General features: G+C 55.6%; 13 protein-coding genes. 8 read left to right on the forward strand and 5 right to left on the reverse strand.

Going from position 1 to position 15,053, the window contains the following annotated elements; genetic code table 11:
• The 4 genes from KR51_RS03980 to KR51_RS03995 all read left to right on the forward strand — a co-directional run.
• On the forward strand, nt 1-1,200 hold a 1,200-nt coding region (locus tag KR51_RS03980; RefSeq protein WP_022605080.1), incomplete at its 5' end, for a hypothetical protein.
• 73 nt (nt 1,201-1,273) lie between these two features.
• A complete protein-coding gene (locus KR51_RS03985; protein WP_022605081.1) occupies nt 1,274-1,939 on the forward strand; it encodes a hypothetical protein in 666 nt (221 codons plus the stop codon).
• Between the two features lie 177 nt (nt 1,940-2,116).
• Nucleotides 2,117-2,920: a hypothetical protein gene (locus KR51_RS03990; RefSeq protein ID WP_022605082.1), complete on the forward strand. Its 804-nt coding sequence runs from the start codon at nt 2,117-2,119 to the stop codon at nt 2,918-2,920.
• Between the two features lie 161 nt (nt 2,921-3,081).
• The gene (locus KR51_RS03995) at nt 3,082-4,239 is read left to right on the forward strand and encodes a class I SAM-dependent methyltransferase (RefSeq protein ID WP_022605083.1); all 1,158 of its coding nucleotides are present in this window, start codon (nt 3,082-3,084) and stop codon (nt 4,237-4,239) included.
• A gap of 112 nt (nt 4,240-4,351) precedes the next feature.
• Here the strand turns inward: KR51_RS03995 and KR51_RS17260 are convergent, their stop codons facing one another.
• Entirely contained in the window at nt 4,352-6,085 is a 1,734-nt protein-coding gene (locus KR51_RS17260; protein ID WP_022605085.1) for a serine/threonine-protein kinase, read from the reverse strand.
• A 668-nt stretch (nt 6,086-6,753) separates the two neighbouring features.
• Here KR51_RS17260 and KR51_RS04005 point away from each other — a divergent pair.
• A complete protein-coding gene (locus KR51_RS04005; RefSeq protein ID WP_022605088.1) occupies nt 6,754-7,671 on the forward strand; it encodes a branched-chain amino acid transaminase in 918 nt (305 codons plus the stop codon).
• 254 nt (nt 7,672-7,925) lie between these two features.
• Here the strand turns inward: KR51_RS04005 and KR51_RS04010 are convergent, their stop codons facing one another.
• Nucleotides 7,926-8,306, reverse strand: coding sequence for a hypothetical protein (locus tag KR51_RS04010; RefSeq protein WP_022605090.1), 381 nt, complete (start codon nt 8,304-8,306; stop codon nt 7,926-7,928).
• A 788-nt stretch (nt 8,307-9,094) separates the two neighbouring features.
• Between KR51_RS04010 and KR51_RS04015 the strand changes: the two genes are divergently transcribed.
• Both KR51_RS04015 and KR51_RS04020 read left to right on the forward strand, forming a co-directional pair.
• Nucleotides 9,095-9,298, forward strand: coding sequence for a hypothetical protein (locus KR51_RS04015; RefSeq protein WP_022605092.1), 204 nt, complete (start codon nt 9,095-9,097; stop codon nt 9,296-9,298).
• A gap of 202 nt (nt 9,299-9,500) precedes the next feature.
• Complete coding sequence (locus tag KR51_RS04020; RefSeq protein WP_040655105.1) at nt 9,501-10,835, forward strand: sensor histidine kinase; 1,335 nt, start codon at nt 9,501-9,503, stop codon at nt 10,833-10,835.
• A 198-nt stretch (nt 10,836-11,033) separates the two neighbouring features.
• On the opposite strand, the gene KR51_RS04025 is transcribed toward KR51_RS04020, so the two are convergent.
• From KR51_RS04025 to KR51_RS04035, 3 genes are all read right to left on the reverse strand, one after another.
• On the reverse strand, nt 11,034-12,440 hold the full coding sequence (locus tag KR51_RS04025) for an NAD(P)(+) transhydrogenase (Re/Si-specific) subunit beta (protein ID WP_040655106.1): 1,407 nt from the start codon (nt 12,438-12,440) through the stop codon (nt 11,034-11,036).
• A gap of 37 nt (nt 12,441-12,477) precedes the next feature.
• Complete coding sequence (locus tag KR51_RS04030) at nt 12,478-12,756, reverse strand: NAD(P) transhydrogenase subunit alpha (protein ID WP_022605099.1); 279 nt, start codon at nt 12,754-12,756, stop codon at nt 12,478-12,480.
• A 73-nt stretch (nt 12,757-12,829) separates the two neighbouring features.
• On the reverse strand, nt 12,830-13,981 hold the full coding sequence (locus KR51_RS04035) for a Re/Si-specific NAD(P)(+) transhydrogenase subunit alpha (protein WP_022605101.1): 1,152 nt from the start codon (nt 13,979-13,981) through the stop codon (nt 12,830-12,832).
• 404 nt (nt 13,982-14,385) lie between these two features.
• Between KR51_RS04035 and KR51_RS04040 the strand changes: the two genes are divergently transcribed.
• A complete protein-coding gene (locus KR51_RS04040) occupies nt 14,386-14,985 on the forward strand; it encodes a DUF2808 domain-containing protein (protein WP_022605103.1) in 600 nt (199 codons plus the stop codon).
• Nucleotides 14,986-15,053 lie beyond the last annotated feature (68 nt).

The raw sequence follows: 15,053 nt of genomic DNA on the forward strand, positions 1-15,053 counted from the left end.
AGCATTAGCGTCGGGAGGATGTCACCTCTGACGAATGTGGACCGGGCGATCGCCGCGCGCGGGACTACCATAGAAGCTGTTTGTGGTGGTCCCCGGCACGCTGTATTCGAGGAAAAAATCCTCTTCCTGGCTTGCGCGATCGCCAGCAGCCATTCCAGCAAATTCGATATGAAAGCACGTAGCGGACAAGACTTCTGGGTATGGCATCTCTGGCTGTTTGCCAGCGCGCTGATCTTGGTATTCTTCGTGCGCTACTTGTTCTGGGCGCCCGAAGGCGGCTTTAGCGCTCGCGCCGACGCCACTGGCGTTGCCCGCGCGATTGTGGTGCTGTTCGTCGTTGCCGTCATCGTCAATGCGATCAATACCTACTCGGTCTTCTTTGAGTTCGATGCCATCAAACAATCGCGCGGCATCTTTGGCAAACACGTCGCAACTCTGCGCGAAATCTCCGCTAACAAGATCGCAATCGACCAACAGTTCTCGTTAGAGATCGTTGAGAATAAACTGCTCCGGCGCGAAGGTTGGGTCCAGCTTTCCTCAAACCTGCTGATCACGCTCGGGATGATTGGAACGGTTCTGGGATTGACAATCGCAATGGGTCAGCTATCCGGCACCATTGCTGCCATCCGCGATAACATCGCTGCGAGCGCGGACGGCTCCCTTCCCGACCTCGACGCCCCAATCGCGGGCCTCAGCGGCGCGCTTGCCGGGATGTCAACGGCATTTTTGACAACCTTACTGGGAGCCGTGCTCGGGGGCCTGACCTTAAAACTGCTCAGCCATTCGACGGTCAACTTGATCGAAGACCTGGTCGATAACATCCGCCATAAAACCGAAGCAGAAGTGATTCCCGCCTTGCAACGCGAAGTCTGGGAAAGGGAAATGCTCGAGCTGGCCCGCGCCCATGAAAGCGTCAAGACCTTCGTCGATGGTGCGAGCGACGTGGAGCAATCGTTGAGAAACTATACCCAGAGTATGGCAACGGCATCCTCGCAAATGAGCGCGATCGCCGACGACATCACGACCAAACTCAACGATTACGCCGAAGAGTCTCGCCAGGGTTATCTCCAGTCAAAAGCAGATGCGCTTTTAAATCGGTTCCGACAGCTTACCAATGCCTGGTTCGGCATTGCCGTTTTCCTCGGCGTCGTTCTGCTCCTACAAACCGGCGCGATTGTTGTCTTCTTTGCCAGTCGCTAGCCGGATCGAGTGCGGGCTGGCTAACAACTGAAACGACCGGCATTCAACCTACTCGAAACGCAAGGACCTTGACATGAGACGCCGACGCCGAGCTCCCCGTGGAGAATCGATCTTCGAATTGCTCTCCGACATTAGCTTGTCGGCGCTGGGGCTGTTTCTGATCGTCTTTGTGATCTATGCGGTGTTGTTCGATTCGTCCGGCGCGTCCCCACAGGAAAACGAACGACTCAGGTCGAGGAACGAAGAACTCGATCGCGAAAACGAACGCCTTGCCGACGAGAATACCAGCCTCGAGGAACAGCTGGCCGATGCGGGCGATCGCGCGGAGGCAGCTGAACAAGAACTCCTCCAAATCGAGGAGCGCACGGAACTCACTGGCTACTATTCGGGTGACATCGAAAGCAAACTATATGCGCGAGCGAACGGTTGTACCGGAGCCTTCACAACCGTTTACGGCGAGCAGAACTTACTTTACATCGGCACGACCAATACGATTGTTTACTCGACGGTCTATCCGGGGCACGGCGAGCTAACCTACCGCTTTCAAGGCGAGTTAACTGGCAACGTGTTTGAGAGCGACGACACGCAATACTCGCGCACGCAGGCACTCGAAGCATGTGGCAATCCCACGCAAAATCGCATTCGCGTGGAGTTCTACGACGACAACGCTAAGGTCTATTTCCTAGACGGCACGATTGAGTCGGAGTCCAAACCCGAAATCCTCCGCCGCGTGACCTAGGGTGAGGCGATTGCTCGAACGATCGCGTTGCCGCACAAGTGCATCCATCTATGACCTTGAAGATTTCTGGCATGAATGGTGCGGCTAGCGCGCGCGCGACTAGAATTCTGGGAGACTTTATTGTCGCCAAGATAGTCACCAAGATTGTCGCCAAGGGTTACTGCCGAGGAACTGCCCGTGGACCGTGCATCGATTGGGGGAACGCTTGTCGCCGTTCTAGAAGATTTAACCTACATGCGCCGTCAGCTGCGTTCTGCTCAGCCCGCCCTGCGCGCGGCACTCGGTAAATTCGGACGTTCGCTGTCAATGTGGTTGGCCTGTGGGGCCGGCACGATCGCGTTGCTGCTCTGGAACTGGCAGCTCGTGTGCGCGACGGCCGCAGGCATTGCCACACTGGTGCTGGCTTACCTGATACCGACTCGCTACTGGCAACAGGTGCAAACGCGGGTGCTTCAGGTGTGGCAGGGTATTCCCCGGCACATGACACTGGCAGTGGTGAGTAGCGGCATCGTTGCCACGTTCGTCTACGCCGCACTTGCTATTTGGACGGCGGCGACCGATCGCTGGTTGGCTGCTGGCGCGATCGCCCAGAGTGTGGCAACGTTTCTGACGCTCGGGTTGTTAGGCTGGCATGTCTTCGAGCGCCAACCGCAACGGTCTTTTGCTCGCGATCGCTACCTGCGCGAGCTAACCCACGCCGACGCGCTCAAGCGGCTGATTGCCGTCCGCTTATTGAGCGAGCGGGCACTAACCGGCGCGCAAGCCGAGCGCAAACATCTGGGCGAATATTTCTGCCTGTTGCACTCGCGCGAGTCCGAACCGTTAGTCCGTGCGGCAATTCTCGACAGTTTGCACCGGCTCGAACTAGCTCCCCCGCCACCGCGCCCCCAACCGCTGCTTGCCCTAGAGAAACGCGAACAACCCGTTGCGATCGCGGTTCCCAAACAGCTCGTCGTTCCCGTGGAAGAAACCGCTGGCTAAGGGGGCTTTGGCACGAGCCACTCACCACATTTTTCAACCACACCTCAACTCCGAGTGAGAGCCTTACCAAAGCGATTGTCGATAGGATGTAAGTCTGCCAGCGAACGATGAAGTAATTGCTTTGCTAAGTTGGACTGGACATTCGCACGGACGTAAAAGATTTGACTTCCGAGCAGCTAGCGCAGGTCGTTCGCGATCGCCTCGGTCGAGCGGGGGGGTGCCTGACGTTTGCCGAATTTATGGAGTTGGTGCTCTACCATCCCGAATGCGGTTATTACAGTTCGGGTACGGTTCGCATCGGTGCTGACGGCGATTTCTTTACCTCACCATCTTTGGGTCCGGACTTTGGCGAACTGCTCGCCGTGCAACTTGCCGAACTGTGGGAGTTTCTCGATCGCCCATCTCCATTTGCACTGGTCGAAATAGGTGCCGGTCAGGGGGTCTTGGCGGGCGATATTCTGTCCTGGCTGAAGGAGTCCCGCAAAGCTTGTTTTGCCGCGCTCGACTACCGCATCGTCGAATACGCACCGGCATTGATTGCAAGACAGCAACAGGAACTGACCGCATGGGGCGATCGCGTTCGCTGGCAAGCGTGGGACGAAATTCCAGACGGCTCCTTGATCGGATGTTGCTTCTCGAACGAACTCGTTGATGCGTTACCCGTCCATCGGGTCGCGATCGCGGATGGGAAAATACAGGAGGTCTACGTCACGCTGGATGCTGGCGATCGCCTGACGGAAAAAGTTGCCGAGCTATCAACCCCGAAGCTAAGGGAGTACTTCGACGAAGTCGGCATCAACCTCAGCGATCCGGCCTACCCCGACGGCTATCGAACGGAAGTGAATCTGTCAGCGATCGCGTGGCTGGAAACAGTCGCTTGCAAACTCGATCGCGGGTACGCGATCACGGTGGATTATGGTTATTCCGCGCAGAAACTTTATCGACCGCAGCGCAGCGACGGCACGCTGCAATGCTATTTCCAGCACCGCCGCCACAGCAATCCCTACGTCAACCTCGGCCGACAAGATATCACCGCACACGTCGACTTCACAGCACTCGATTGCTTCGGGCGATCGTTCGGACTGATAACAGTTGGCGCTACTCAACAAGGCTTATTTCTGATGGCACTGGGGTTAGGCGATCGGCTGATGGAATTATCGAGTGGGAAATTCGATGTCGCGCACGTACTGCAACGCCGCGATGCCCTCCACCAACTCATTAACCCGAGCGGACTGGGGGGATTCCAAGTGCTCGTGCAGGGGAAAAAGGTCGATCCCGCGCGCTCGTTACGCGGACTGACAGTGCCGCCATTAATGTAGGCGAGCGTTGCCGAAATGGCGGGTTCGCAAGGAAGCTCAGGGCTAGCCAGCTATCAATTCAGCTTGAAGCCGACGAACTCGCGTTCGGTCGGGCAAAGGTTGCGGGCAGTCTTTACCACGCGTTCAGTTTTTCCTGTCGCTCGTAGAGGGGAGCGAGCGACTGCACGATCGCTGTTGCCGCTTGGGAGCCCTCGCAACGCTCGCCGATGCTCTGTGCTGCTTCGTGCAGGCGCATTCTCAACGCGTCCAGCGACGCAAAACTCCGAAATAGCTGGCAGAGCAAGCTGTCGAGTTCATAGGTTTTAATCGTCGACCAATCCTGACCGCTGAGGCCTAACTGGTAGTGCAACACCGAGAAAATAAGAATCTTCGCGCGTAGCGGAGTTGTGTACTTCATGACGTCGAAGCGCAGATCGAACGGATCGTACCCGAGTGCCTGGACCGTCGACCGGTCGGTCTTGAGCTCCAATGGGTTTGAAGGCTCTGACGTTTCGGCCGTGCCGCCGGTTGTTGAAGACGTATCTGAGGAGTTGTCGCCCGAGTGAGTCGCTTCGCTCCCTGCCGGGGGCGCGGAATCCGCCGTTGCATCCCGATCGGCGGCATCGCTTAGGGCGTCAGGATTGAAGGGGTTTTCGCCGCCAGTATCTTTATCGCCCTTGATGGCGGTGTCGGGATCCCCCTCCTCTGAGGCTGGATCGGCATAGAGCTGCCCAAACTGGGAGGCGATCGCTTCGCCTACACGCGCGTACTTTTCGGGCTTGTTAAGCGTTTGTACGATTCCATTCAACAAACTGCTGAAGCGCTGTAGCGTTGGATGCAGCTGATAGAGTTCGCGCACCAAATCACGAGTGCGATAGGCAAGCAGGCGATTTTGGTCGTTTTCCCATTCGTTGTGGCGGGCGTAATAAAGCAGCTTTTTGACGCGAGAGAAGTCCGAATATTGCTTGAGTTCGTTAACAACAGTATCGAGTAACTCTTCTTCCGCAGCCGTCAGCTCGGGCTGCTCGATCTCGATTTGCAACAAATGCTGGCACGCCTGCAAGGCTTCAATTGTGTCGGCAACTGAGTCGAAGCGCTTGCGATAGTCCCAAGCCACCATGCGATCGAGAATATCTGCGAGCCGAGCATCCGCATGCGGAGCCCGCTCTCGCCAAACCTTATTCCCTTCGGAGTCTTCCAGCAGGCGCTTGGGTGAGACGCCGGTCAGTGCTTGAATGGCAATTCGACCGACGGCAAAGATGTCGCTACTAAAACGCGGCTTGCCGTTTTGTTGCTCGGCTGGCATATACGACGGCGTCCCCACAGCCACAGTCAACAGCGTCGGTTCGCCCCCTTCATACTTCACTGCTGTGACACGCTTGACCGACCCGAAGTCGATTAGTACCAAACGCCCGTCAGCCGTGCGACGGATTAAGTTGGCTGGCTTGATATCTCGATGGATAACGCTGTTCTCGTGGACGAAATAAAGCAGTCCGAGCACGTCATTCAGGAACAATAACACCTGTGCGTTTGTCCAGCGTCGCCTTTTCTTAAGCTCCGAGCTCAGCGACGTTCCATCGATAAATTCTTGAACCAAGAAAAACTTCTCGTTTTCTTCAAAATGAGCCTTGAGTTCGGGAATCTGGTCGTGTACGCCTACTTGCGACAGCACTTCGGCTTCTTCCTGAAACAGGCGTCGCGCGGTCTTCAGCACCCACTCCTTGCTAAACTGCGGCTTGAGCTGCTTGACAACGCACGGCGGGGCACCCGGAAAATCCAGATCCCGTGCTAAAAACGTATCGCTGAAGCCGCCGCTACCAAGCTGCTCGACAATTTCGTAGCGCCCTCTCAAGGTCGTTCCCAGCATCTGTATCGGTTTGCGTTCGGCAAATTCAGTGGAAGAACTTTTTACCAACTAATCGGGCAGATGAGACGCGTGCCAACTGACATGCCTGTTTACACCGTTACGCGATCGCTTTCGGTCCGTGATGGAGATCGGTGACTGCTTCCAATCTGAGCAGCTGCATGACCAGACACAAGACAACATTCTGGCGTGACACATATCACTTACGCAATGATGTTAACATCCTGCCCCTCAGTCGACAACGCCAACGTGCTTGCCTAATCTTTGTCTGTGCGCGTTGTGCTATGGGCAGTTAGGCAGTTGCGCTGCTCCTCAGCGATCGCATGCTGGTTAAAGTCTACTCAATCACTTCTATGCCGAGCATGGAGCGCGATCGCATCGCGACCCTGATATCAATCGGTCCGCTCGACTGCTTGACTGAGAAGGCACTCATTTGACTGCGAGTTTGCTCGAGAGGTTGACTGCCAGCGCGGTCCGCCTGCTTGTACCAACGGGAGCACCGCCGCCTGTTGTTCCACCAGTAGTAGCCGAACGACTGCCGAGGAGGAAGCAGTCTGGTGGTGGGCACCCGCAGCCGCTCTGGACTGCCCTAGAATAGAGCAATATTTCACCTGCACGCGAATGGCGCGATTAGCAGGTGTCACAGCGCTCCCTGCTATTTCAGCCTTCTGATGCCGTACACGTATCTGCCCGTTGCCTTCTTTCAAAATCGCTTTATCCCCTTTACCGACGCCAAGATCTCGATTGCCACGCACGCATTGCACTATGGAACGGCAGCCTTCGGCGGTTTGCGCGGCATCATCGATCCTCAAAATTCGCAGCAGGTGCTACTATTTCGCCTCGACCGACATGCCGCACGCCTGTCGCAAAGCGCTCGTTTTTTGCACTATGACCTGCCAGCTGAAAAGATTCAGGCATCGATCGTCGAGTTCGTCCGCCATAACCGACCGACAAAATCTTTCTACATTCGCCCATTGGTCTACACCTCCGACTTGGGCATTGCACCACGCCTGCATGAGGTCGAGAAAGATTGTTTGATTTATGGAATCGAACTGGGCGACTATTTACCGGCTGATGGGGTTCGCTGCCGAATCAGTTCTTGGTGCCGCCAAGAGGATCGCAGCCTGCCTCTGCGCGGCAAGATCAGTGGCGCGTACATTACCTCATCTCTTGCCAAAACCGAAGCGGTAGCATCGGGTTTCGATGAGGCGATCTTGTTAACCGCACAGGGCAAGGTGAGCGAAGCCACGGGCATGAACATCTTTATCGTGCGGAACGGGCAGCTAATCGCCCCCGATGTCTGTCAAGACGTACTTGAAGGGATTACTCGCGATAGCGTTCTGACGATCGCTCGCGACTTGGGCATCCCCGTTGCCGAGCGTCCGGTGGATAAGTCCGAACTGTATGCAGCAGAGGAAGTTTTCTTAAGCGGCACGGCGGCTAAAATCACACCAGTCAAGCAAATTGAAAGTTACGAACTTCCTAGCGAGCGCCCGATCGCCAATCGCTTGCGGTCGATGCTGGCTGCGATCGTTGAGGATCGCGAACCTGCTTACCGAAACTGGGTCGATCGCGTACCGCTGACTTGAGGTTCCTCGAGTAATATGGGGTTCGTCTGAGAAACTACGAGTTGGGCACCTCGAATCATTCGCTCAAGACCGAAGGTCGGCACAGCAGCATGGGCATTTAAGGCGCAAGCATGCCACAATCTAGCAATTTTTCCAAGGTGCACAATTTTAAGACTAGCCAGCAGTTGATACGCACTTCGATTGTTTTCGACTGATTGGACGCACGTTCCCAGACCCTTTGACTCCAAACAATTCTTCAGCTTCGCCGGTTGAGGCTAGACTTCATTGGTGTCCGAAACTTGTTCTGGCTCGGCCAGATTGAGGTAACGTTTAACTGTTTGTTGCAGCATTTCGCCCACAAGCTGTTCCGAAACCCCATGCTCGGTAGCTAACGCTTCAACAAGGTATCGTGCTTGATAGTTTCTTGCCGAGGTTGGAGACTTTGGCTCCACACTCGTGCGTTCTTCGATGTTGAGTGCATGCTCCTGCCAGTTGTAGTCTTCGTCGGGGTAGTCGTGCACCACTTCCACCACAAAAGTTAGCAAAATCCCCTCTAATCGAGAGAACCGCAAGGTCATTTCAGGATATGCAGGGTCTCCTAGATATGGATTCTCTATGACGGAGACAAGTTTTTTGTAGTTGAATTCCTCAGACATGTTGATTTTCCCGTTGGTAGGGGTGTGGAAGTTTGTTCGTTGAAGTTAAATACTGTACCCGAGAAACGAAGGCTTACAAAAAGCCCCCTCCGAGCACTCGAGGGACAGCGTATAGAAGCTCCAAGCAGCACGTGAGAACCATCGATAGGTCTTAGAACTTGACCCCGCGATAGGCATGGCGACCGGCAGCATGAGGCACGACAGCCGCTAGATCGACATACTTGGCTTCAGCCCTCCGATATTTGCCAACTCCGACTGCTCGGACGACCTTGAAGTTGAGAGCCGGCTTAGTGTATTGTTGTCCGCGATCTTTAACGATCTTCGTTTCAAACGAGGCAGATAGGAGGCGCGTTTCTTCAAGGCAAAGCCCCTACTCCCGTCCCCTCAGAGGAACCATGGAGATGAACGACTTATTTTCTGTAGCCATTGTTACCGTTTGTGCGAGCCCTGTCAACCGAGTCAGTGGAAGTCCCATTTCATGAAGGGGTTCCTTGAAGAATGGTTATGAGAGGGGACTTCATGTCGGGGGAGTTGCCGGTGTTTGGCCAGCTTTTTAGGGGTGAATTCGCAAGCTGACGCGCTAAAGGGTAAACGTGCGGTATGCTGCACCCACCCCTGACTTCTTCAAGGTTGTTTGCGATCGCAGTATCGCAATAAGTAGCTCTGTCCGAAGCTCGTGCGCGATCGCACTCGTTGCCAAAGTGATACAACCCTAACGTGCACCTAACGCGGCACCTGCTATGATATGGAACTGCTGTAGGTAAGTACAAATCACTAGCTAACGCCCGATGACGACGACTATTAGCGTGCCGAGTTCTGTGGTTCACTCTGCCCCACTGACCGAGTTGCCCTCTAACTTGGAAACTTTGGACGCGCGCGAGCCGGTCTGCCTGCAACTCAAGACCTCGATTTACCAAGCCGACCAACAAGCAAAGCTCCTCCAGTTGCAGGCGGAAGTTGAGTTGCTTTGGCAACAATTACAGCAAACCTGATGCGAGTCGTCCCATCCTAAAGTGACTGGCTAAGCTGAAGGCGCAGGAGAGTGCCGATCGGGAATCGCACACGCCAGTTCTAGGTTGCGAGCATTGCGATCCCGTACGTTAGCAGAATGCTTGCATTTAGCTAATGCGCGGGATTATCGATTTAGAACTAAATTTTTCATCTCGGCTGGAGTTCCCCAGCCTAGTTCCAGCCGTGTTTCAAGCGACGCGCCGCCGACTGACACTCTGGTACGCTGCCGCCACGGCTTTATTGCTGCTGCTGTTTGCTTCTGGCGTCTATTTTTACGTTCGCGGCACGCTGATCGAGCGCGTGGACGATACGCTCAAGCACGTGGTTGAGGTGGTCGAACGATCGTTAGCAGTCGAGACTGGTGCAGCTGGTGAGCTGCGGGTCAACGTTGAGGCAAGTTTTCGCAACAGTGCTCCGACGGTAGCCGCCGATCGCATTGACTTAGAGTGGTTCGACCCAATGGAACGGCGCCTGTGGACGACCCTTGACGCTGGCGACCCAGTCCCATTGCACCCACAAAACCACGTCGAAACTATTCGGCTCGACAGCGGACAACTGCTAAGGCAGGTTACAGCAGCAGTGCAGCGCGATCGCCATATACTGGGATATTTACGTGTCAGCCATCCGTGGTTCGAAGTCACCAAACCCATCCAGCAGTTGCTCGTTGACTTGACCGTCGGGACGGGTACACTGGCGATCGCCGTCGCTGCAATCGGATGGTTTTTGTCTGGCAAAGCGATCGCACCCGTCCGTGAGTCATATCAAAGCCTCAAGCAATTCACCGCTGACGCTTCGCACGAACTGCGCAATCCGATTGCCACGCTCCAGACGAACGTCCAGATGGCACTGGATTATCCTGACGCCCAACTCCAACAACAACAATTGCAGGCAATCGAACGGCTGACCAAACGTCTAGGGCGTTTGGTCAACGACTTATTGTTCCTTGCTCGCTCCGACAGCGGCACGGTAACAACGAATGAAGAAATCGTCCCGCTCGACGCATTGCTGATCGAAATCGTCGAAGAGCAGCAAGTCGTTGCCGAGAAACAGGGGACATACCTATCTTTTCATATCGTCGAGCCGCCCGATCGACCCGCGGATGCCGACAATACATTCGCCATGCTGGGCGACTGGGACCAGCTCGCGCGACTGTTCACGAACCTAATTAGCAATGGCCTTCAGCATGCCGAACCAGTCTCAGACGGAGGCGAATTGGCGGTTGCGGTGGAACTGCAAACCCTTCGGCGGTCGGGCATGTCGCACTTGGAAGTCAAAATCAGCGATAACGGGCGCGGGATTCCGATCGAAATCGTACCGCACCTGTTCGATCGCTTTTACCGTGCCGAACCCTATGGCGATCGGCTCGGCGCTAACGGTGCGGGATTGGGATTGGCGATCGCGCGGGCGATCGTCGAGAACCATCGCGGGCAGATTGAAGTGTCGAGCTCGCTCGACACCGGCACGACATTTGCAGTCATCCTGCCAGTGCGCCACAAGGACAATCGCCCCGAACGCTGAGCGGTCGCGGGAGGGACCCCCCGAACTTGCAGATCGGATGCGGGTATCAGGTCCACCTAAAAGTCTCGAGAAAAAATGCCCGGAGGCGATTTGCCGCCGGGCCCTGTCACTCAAATCAAATTGTGCAGTTCGCCGATTACAATTAGCATGCTCGAGCGAGCTGCAATCGAGTCTTTGCTAACGGGTACTCTCGCCAGTTCAGAGTTGCTTCACTTCGGAAGCAAGCTGAGACACTGCTTCCTTGGCACTGCCAAACAACATCATTGTCTTGTCCTCAAAGAACAACTCGTTCTGGATACCTGAGAACCCCGTGCCCAAACTGCGCTTGATCACGATGGTGTTGCGCGCCTTATCGACTTCGAGAATCGGCATTCCGTAAATCGGGCTGCCAGAATCGTGCCGAGCTGCTGGGTTAACAACGTCGTTTGCTCCGACGACTAATGCCACGTCCGTTTGCTCGAACTGCGAGTTGATGTCTTCCATGTCGTAGAGCTGCGTGTAAGGCACGTTTGCTTCCGCCAGCAATACGTTCATGTGTCCGGGCATCCGCCCAGCAACCGGGTGGATAGCATACTTCACTTCTACACCACTGACCTCGAGCATCTTCGTCAGCTCGTGAATGGCATGTTGCGCCTGTGCGACTGCCATGCCGTAACCGGGCACGACCACAACCGATCGTGCGTAGCGCAACATCATTGCTGCTTCCTCGGCACCTACAGTCTTAACGGTTTTGTCAGCGAAGTCGCCGGCCGCACTACCAGCACCAGCTCCCGCACCCCCGCCGAATGCACCAAAAAGTACGCTAGTTAGCGTCCGGTTCATGCCCTTACACATGATTTCCGTCAAAATCAAACCCGACGCACCGACCAGGGCACCTGCAACGATCAGCATGTTATTGTCGACCACAAAGCCAGCAGCACTTGCCGCAACACCCGACAGCGAGTTCAAGAGCGAAATCACGACGGGCATATCGCCACCACCAATCGGTAGAGCGAACAGCGCGCCCAAGACTGCTGCGATCGCGATCGCGCCCAGAAAGACCGCCCGCACTTGCACGTCTGCAATAAGGAAGCCGCTGCAGATTAAGAATCCGACAACCAGGAGTACGTTAAACGGCTGCTGCAGCGGAAAGCGGACTGGTTTGCCCGTGATAAAGCCCTGCAGCTTGCCCATGGCGATGAAGCTGCCGGTTAGGGTTACCGTACCGATAAAGGTGCCAAACAACACCACCACGGACGTGCCAATCGCGATCGGCTCCCCATTCCCGAGCAAGCGCCAGAACTCCCCGACCGCCACTAACGCCGAGGCCGCACCCCCCAAACCATTGAGGAACGCCACCATTTGTGGCATGGCCGTCATCGCTACCGTTCGGGCAATAACGACGCCGATGGCCGAGCCGATGGCGATCCCCGCCAGTACGAATTGATAGTCGATTACGCGCAGATCCAGCAGCGTTGCCACCACAGCGATCAGCATGCCCACTGCAGCCAGCGTATTGCCGCCGCGAGCCGTGGCCGGGGACCCGAGCTTTTTTAGTCCCAAAATGAACAGGGCGACCGCCAGCAGATAGCTGAGCTGAATGCCCGTGGGCAGAAATTCTTGCAATTCCTGCAACCCTTGCAATTCCATGCGGTTTGCCCTCTTACTTCTTAAACATTTGCAGCATGCGATCGGTCACCAGGAAGCCCCCAACCACGTTGACCGTCGCCAGCGCCACGGCAATCGTCCCAAGGACGATCGTGGTGGTTTCATTTCCAGCCCCAGCGATCAACACAGCACCGATCACGGTGATGCCCGAAATCGCATTTGCGCCGGACATCAGTGGCGTGTGCAAGGTCGGCGGCACCTTATTGATGACCTCAAAACCGACAAATGTCGCCAATAACAGGACGAACAAGCTAGCAATCAATGCTGTATCCATCGCTTCCTCTTGTGTAATCCAGGTTACTTCTGCGTAATGTCTGCGTAATCTTCAGCAATCTGGAGGCGATAGCCTAGACGGGCGACCCAGCAGTTAGGGCGGAAATCGCGTCTTTGACTGGCTGGTTCCGAACCTCGCCCGCCCGGGCGAGCACGACCCCATCGGTGATGTCGTCGTCGAAATCTAACCGCAGTTGTCCATCCGCGACTAAATGCTTCAACAGCGTTGCGACGTTTCTGGCGAACATCTGGCTGGCATGCACCGGCACCGATGACGGCAAGTTAATCGGACCGATAATCGTAACTCCGTGCCGTTGGATATCCTTGCCGGCCTCTGACAGCTCGCAGTTACCGCCTTGCATGCTTGCCAGATCGACAATGACAGCTCCCGGCTGCATTGCCTGCACCATCTCTGCTGTTACCAGGATGGGCGCGCGCCGTCCAGGTACCTGTGCGGTAGTGATTACCACATCGGCAGTCGCCACATGCTCTGCAATCAAACGCTGGGATCGCTGTTTGGAATTTTCCGATACCTCGCGTGCGTACCCGCCAGTCGTCGCCGTTTCTTCTTCGAGTTTCACTTCTACAAAGGTTGCACCCAGGCTTTGCACTTCTTCTTTCACCGCGGGGCGAATATCGAAGGCCTCAACCACCGCACCTAAACGGCGCGCCGTCGCGATCGCTTGTAAACCTGCAACTCCAGCACCGATCACGAACACCTTAGCCGGTCGGATCGTGCCTGCCGCCGTTGTCAGCATGGGGAAAAACTTCGGCAATGCAGCTGCAGCCAGCAACACGGCTTGGTAACCGGCGACCCCAGCTTGCGACGAAAGTGCATCCATGCTCTGAGCGCGGCTAATGCGCGGAATCATTTCCAAGGCACAGAGCGTCACACCCCGCTCGGTCAGCGCTTGCATCAGTTCTGGCTTGCCGAGGGGATCGAGCAGCCCGACAAGCGTTTGCCCCTCGGACAGCAGATACACTTCATCATTTTCGGGAGGCGCAACCTTGAGAACGATGTTCGACTCCCCCCACACGGCAGCCTTGTCGGCACTGACATTTGCACCTGCTGCTTCATAAGCACTGTCGGCAAACATTGCTGCCGTTCCTGCACCGGACTCGACCGCTACCTCGAAACCCTGTTGAATCAACCGGGCAACGACATCAGGCGTTAAAGCCACGCGGCGCTCTCCGAATGCCACTTCCTTGGCAACAGCTAATTTCATGAACGCTCCTTAAACTGCCTACCGACACGTAAAAAACTCGATCTCGTCAAAACCTCGCCTGCCGGCTAGCACTTCAATCCAGCTAGAACGAGACGACGGACAACATAAACCTGCTTCACAGCGAGCATTCAGTCCCCGCCATGGAGTTCAGCTACGCCTCTGCACAAAGTATTTGCATCCTAGGGCGATCCCCACGGGCGACCGGTATCTTTTAGGTTCTCTTTACAAGCTAGAGAGTCCCCTAACAGCAGCTATAATTCGCAGCCGCCAGCTGTCCGCCGCCGGGCGGGGCTATGGCGGCGGACAGTCGCCAAACTGGCGTCCTTACAGCAGCCATGAAAATGTCTCTGGTAATGTAGAAAAATATGAACTTTTGCACCACCGGAGACTTCAGGATACTGATTATGCCTGCAACTGCCACTCTCAAGCGACGATTCGTAACGGCGATCGCAGCGGCAAGTTGTCTGTTTGCTGGATTGCCTGCCCACGTAAGTTGGGCTCAAGCTACTCCAGGGCTGACTATATTTAGCGGCATTCCCCGCGAGGATCTGCTCAATGACTACCACCTCGACTTCGAAGGACGTAGCGGGTTTAATCGCGAGCGCTTTAAGCTGCGGATTCCAGGTAATCGCGTCTACGCTGGTGTAGCGGACATCTATATCACCTACCCCAAGTACTTCAAGGAGAATCAGGGCAAGTTCGATCTTGAAAAAGTAGAGGTCCGCCTCAAGAACGATCGCGATCGCACGTTCCCGATTCGTAGCGTGTCCGAAATTGACTGGAGCGAACAGAACTACCAAATCGCAATCTCCTTGGAGCAACCGATCCCCGCTGCTGAACTTGAAGGCGGGCAAAAAATTGAAGTTGTTTTCAGTGGCGTCCGCAATCCAGATCGACCCGGCTTCTTCTACTTCAGCTGCGAAGTACAAGCACCCACCGAAGTTGTACGCCGCTATATCGGGACCTGGGTGATTGGAATCGATGACTCCAGCGGCGGCGAGTAGGCACGGGGATCGAGCCGACTGTGCGCCTGTTGTGGCTCAAGCGCGATCGACCGGGGCAAATGCGTACT

The sequence above is a fragment of the Rubidibacter lacunae KORDI 51-2 genome, from assembly GCF_000473895.1.
GTDB lineage: Bacteria > Cyanobacteriota > Cyanobacteriia > Cyanobacteriales > Rubidibacteraceae > Rubidibacter > Rubidibacter lacunae.

What these genes read in the sequence shown, in the direction of transcription:
- KR51_RS04040 (WP_022605103.1), top strand. Translation starts at nt 14,386, where the DNA reads ATGCCTGCAACTGCCACTCTCAAGCGACGATTCGTAACGGCGATCGCA.
- KR51_RS03985 (WP_022605081.1), top strand. Translation starts at nt 1,274, where the DNA reads ATGAGACGCCGACGCCGAGCTCCCCGTGGAGAATCGATCTTCGAATTG.
- KR51_RS04015 (WP_022605092.1), top strand. Translation starts at nt 9,095, where the DNA reads ATGACGACGACTATTAGCGTGCCGAGTTCTGTGGTTCACTCTGCCCCA.
- KR51_RS04010 (WP_022605090.1), bottom strand. Translation starts at nt 8,306, where the DNA reads ATGTCTGAGGAATTCAACTACAAAAAACTTGTCTCCGTCATAGAGAAT.
- KR51_RS04030 (WP_022605099.1), bottom strand. Translation starts at nt 12,756, where the DNA reads ATGGATACAGCATTGATTGCTAGCTTGTTCGTCCTGTTATTGGCGACA.
- KR51_RS17260 (WP_022605085.1), bottom strand. Translation starts at nt 6,085, where the DNA reads ATGCTGGGAACGACCTTGAGAGGGCGCTACGAAATTGTCGAGCAGCTT.
- KR51_RS04035 (WP_022605101.1), bottom strand. Translation starts at nt 13,981, where the DNA reads ATGAAATTAGCTGTTGCCAAGGAAGTGGCATTCGGAGAGCGCCGCGTG.
- KR51_RS04005 (WP_022605088.1), top strand. Translation starts at nt 6,754, where the DNA reads ATGCCGTACACGTATCTGCCCGTTGCCTTCTTTCAAAATCGCTTTATC.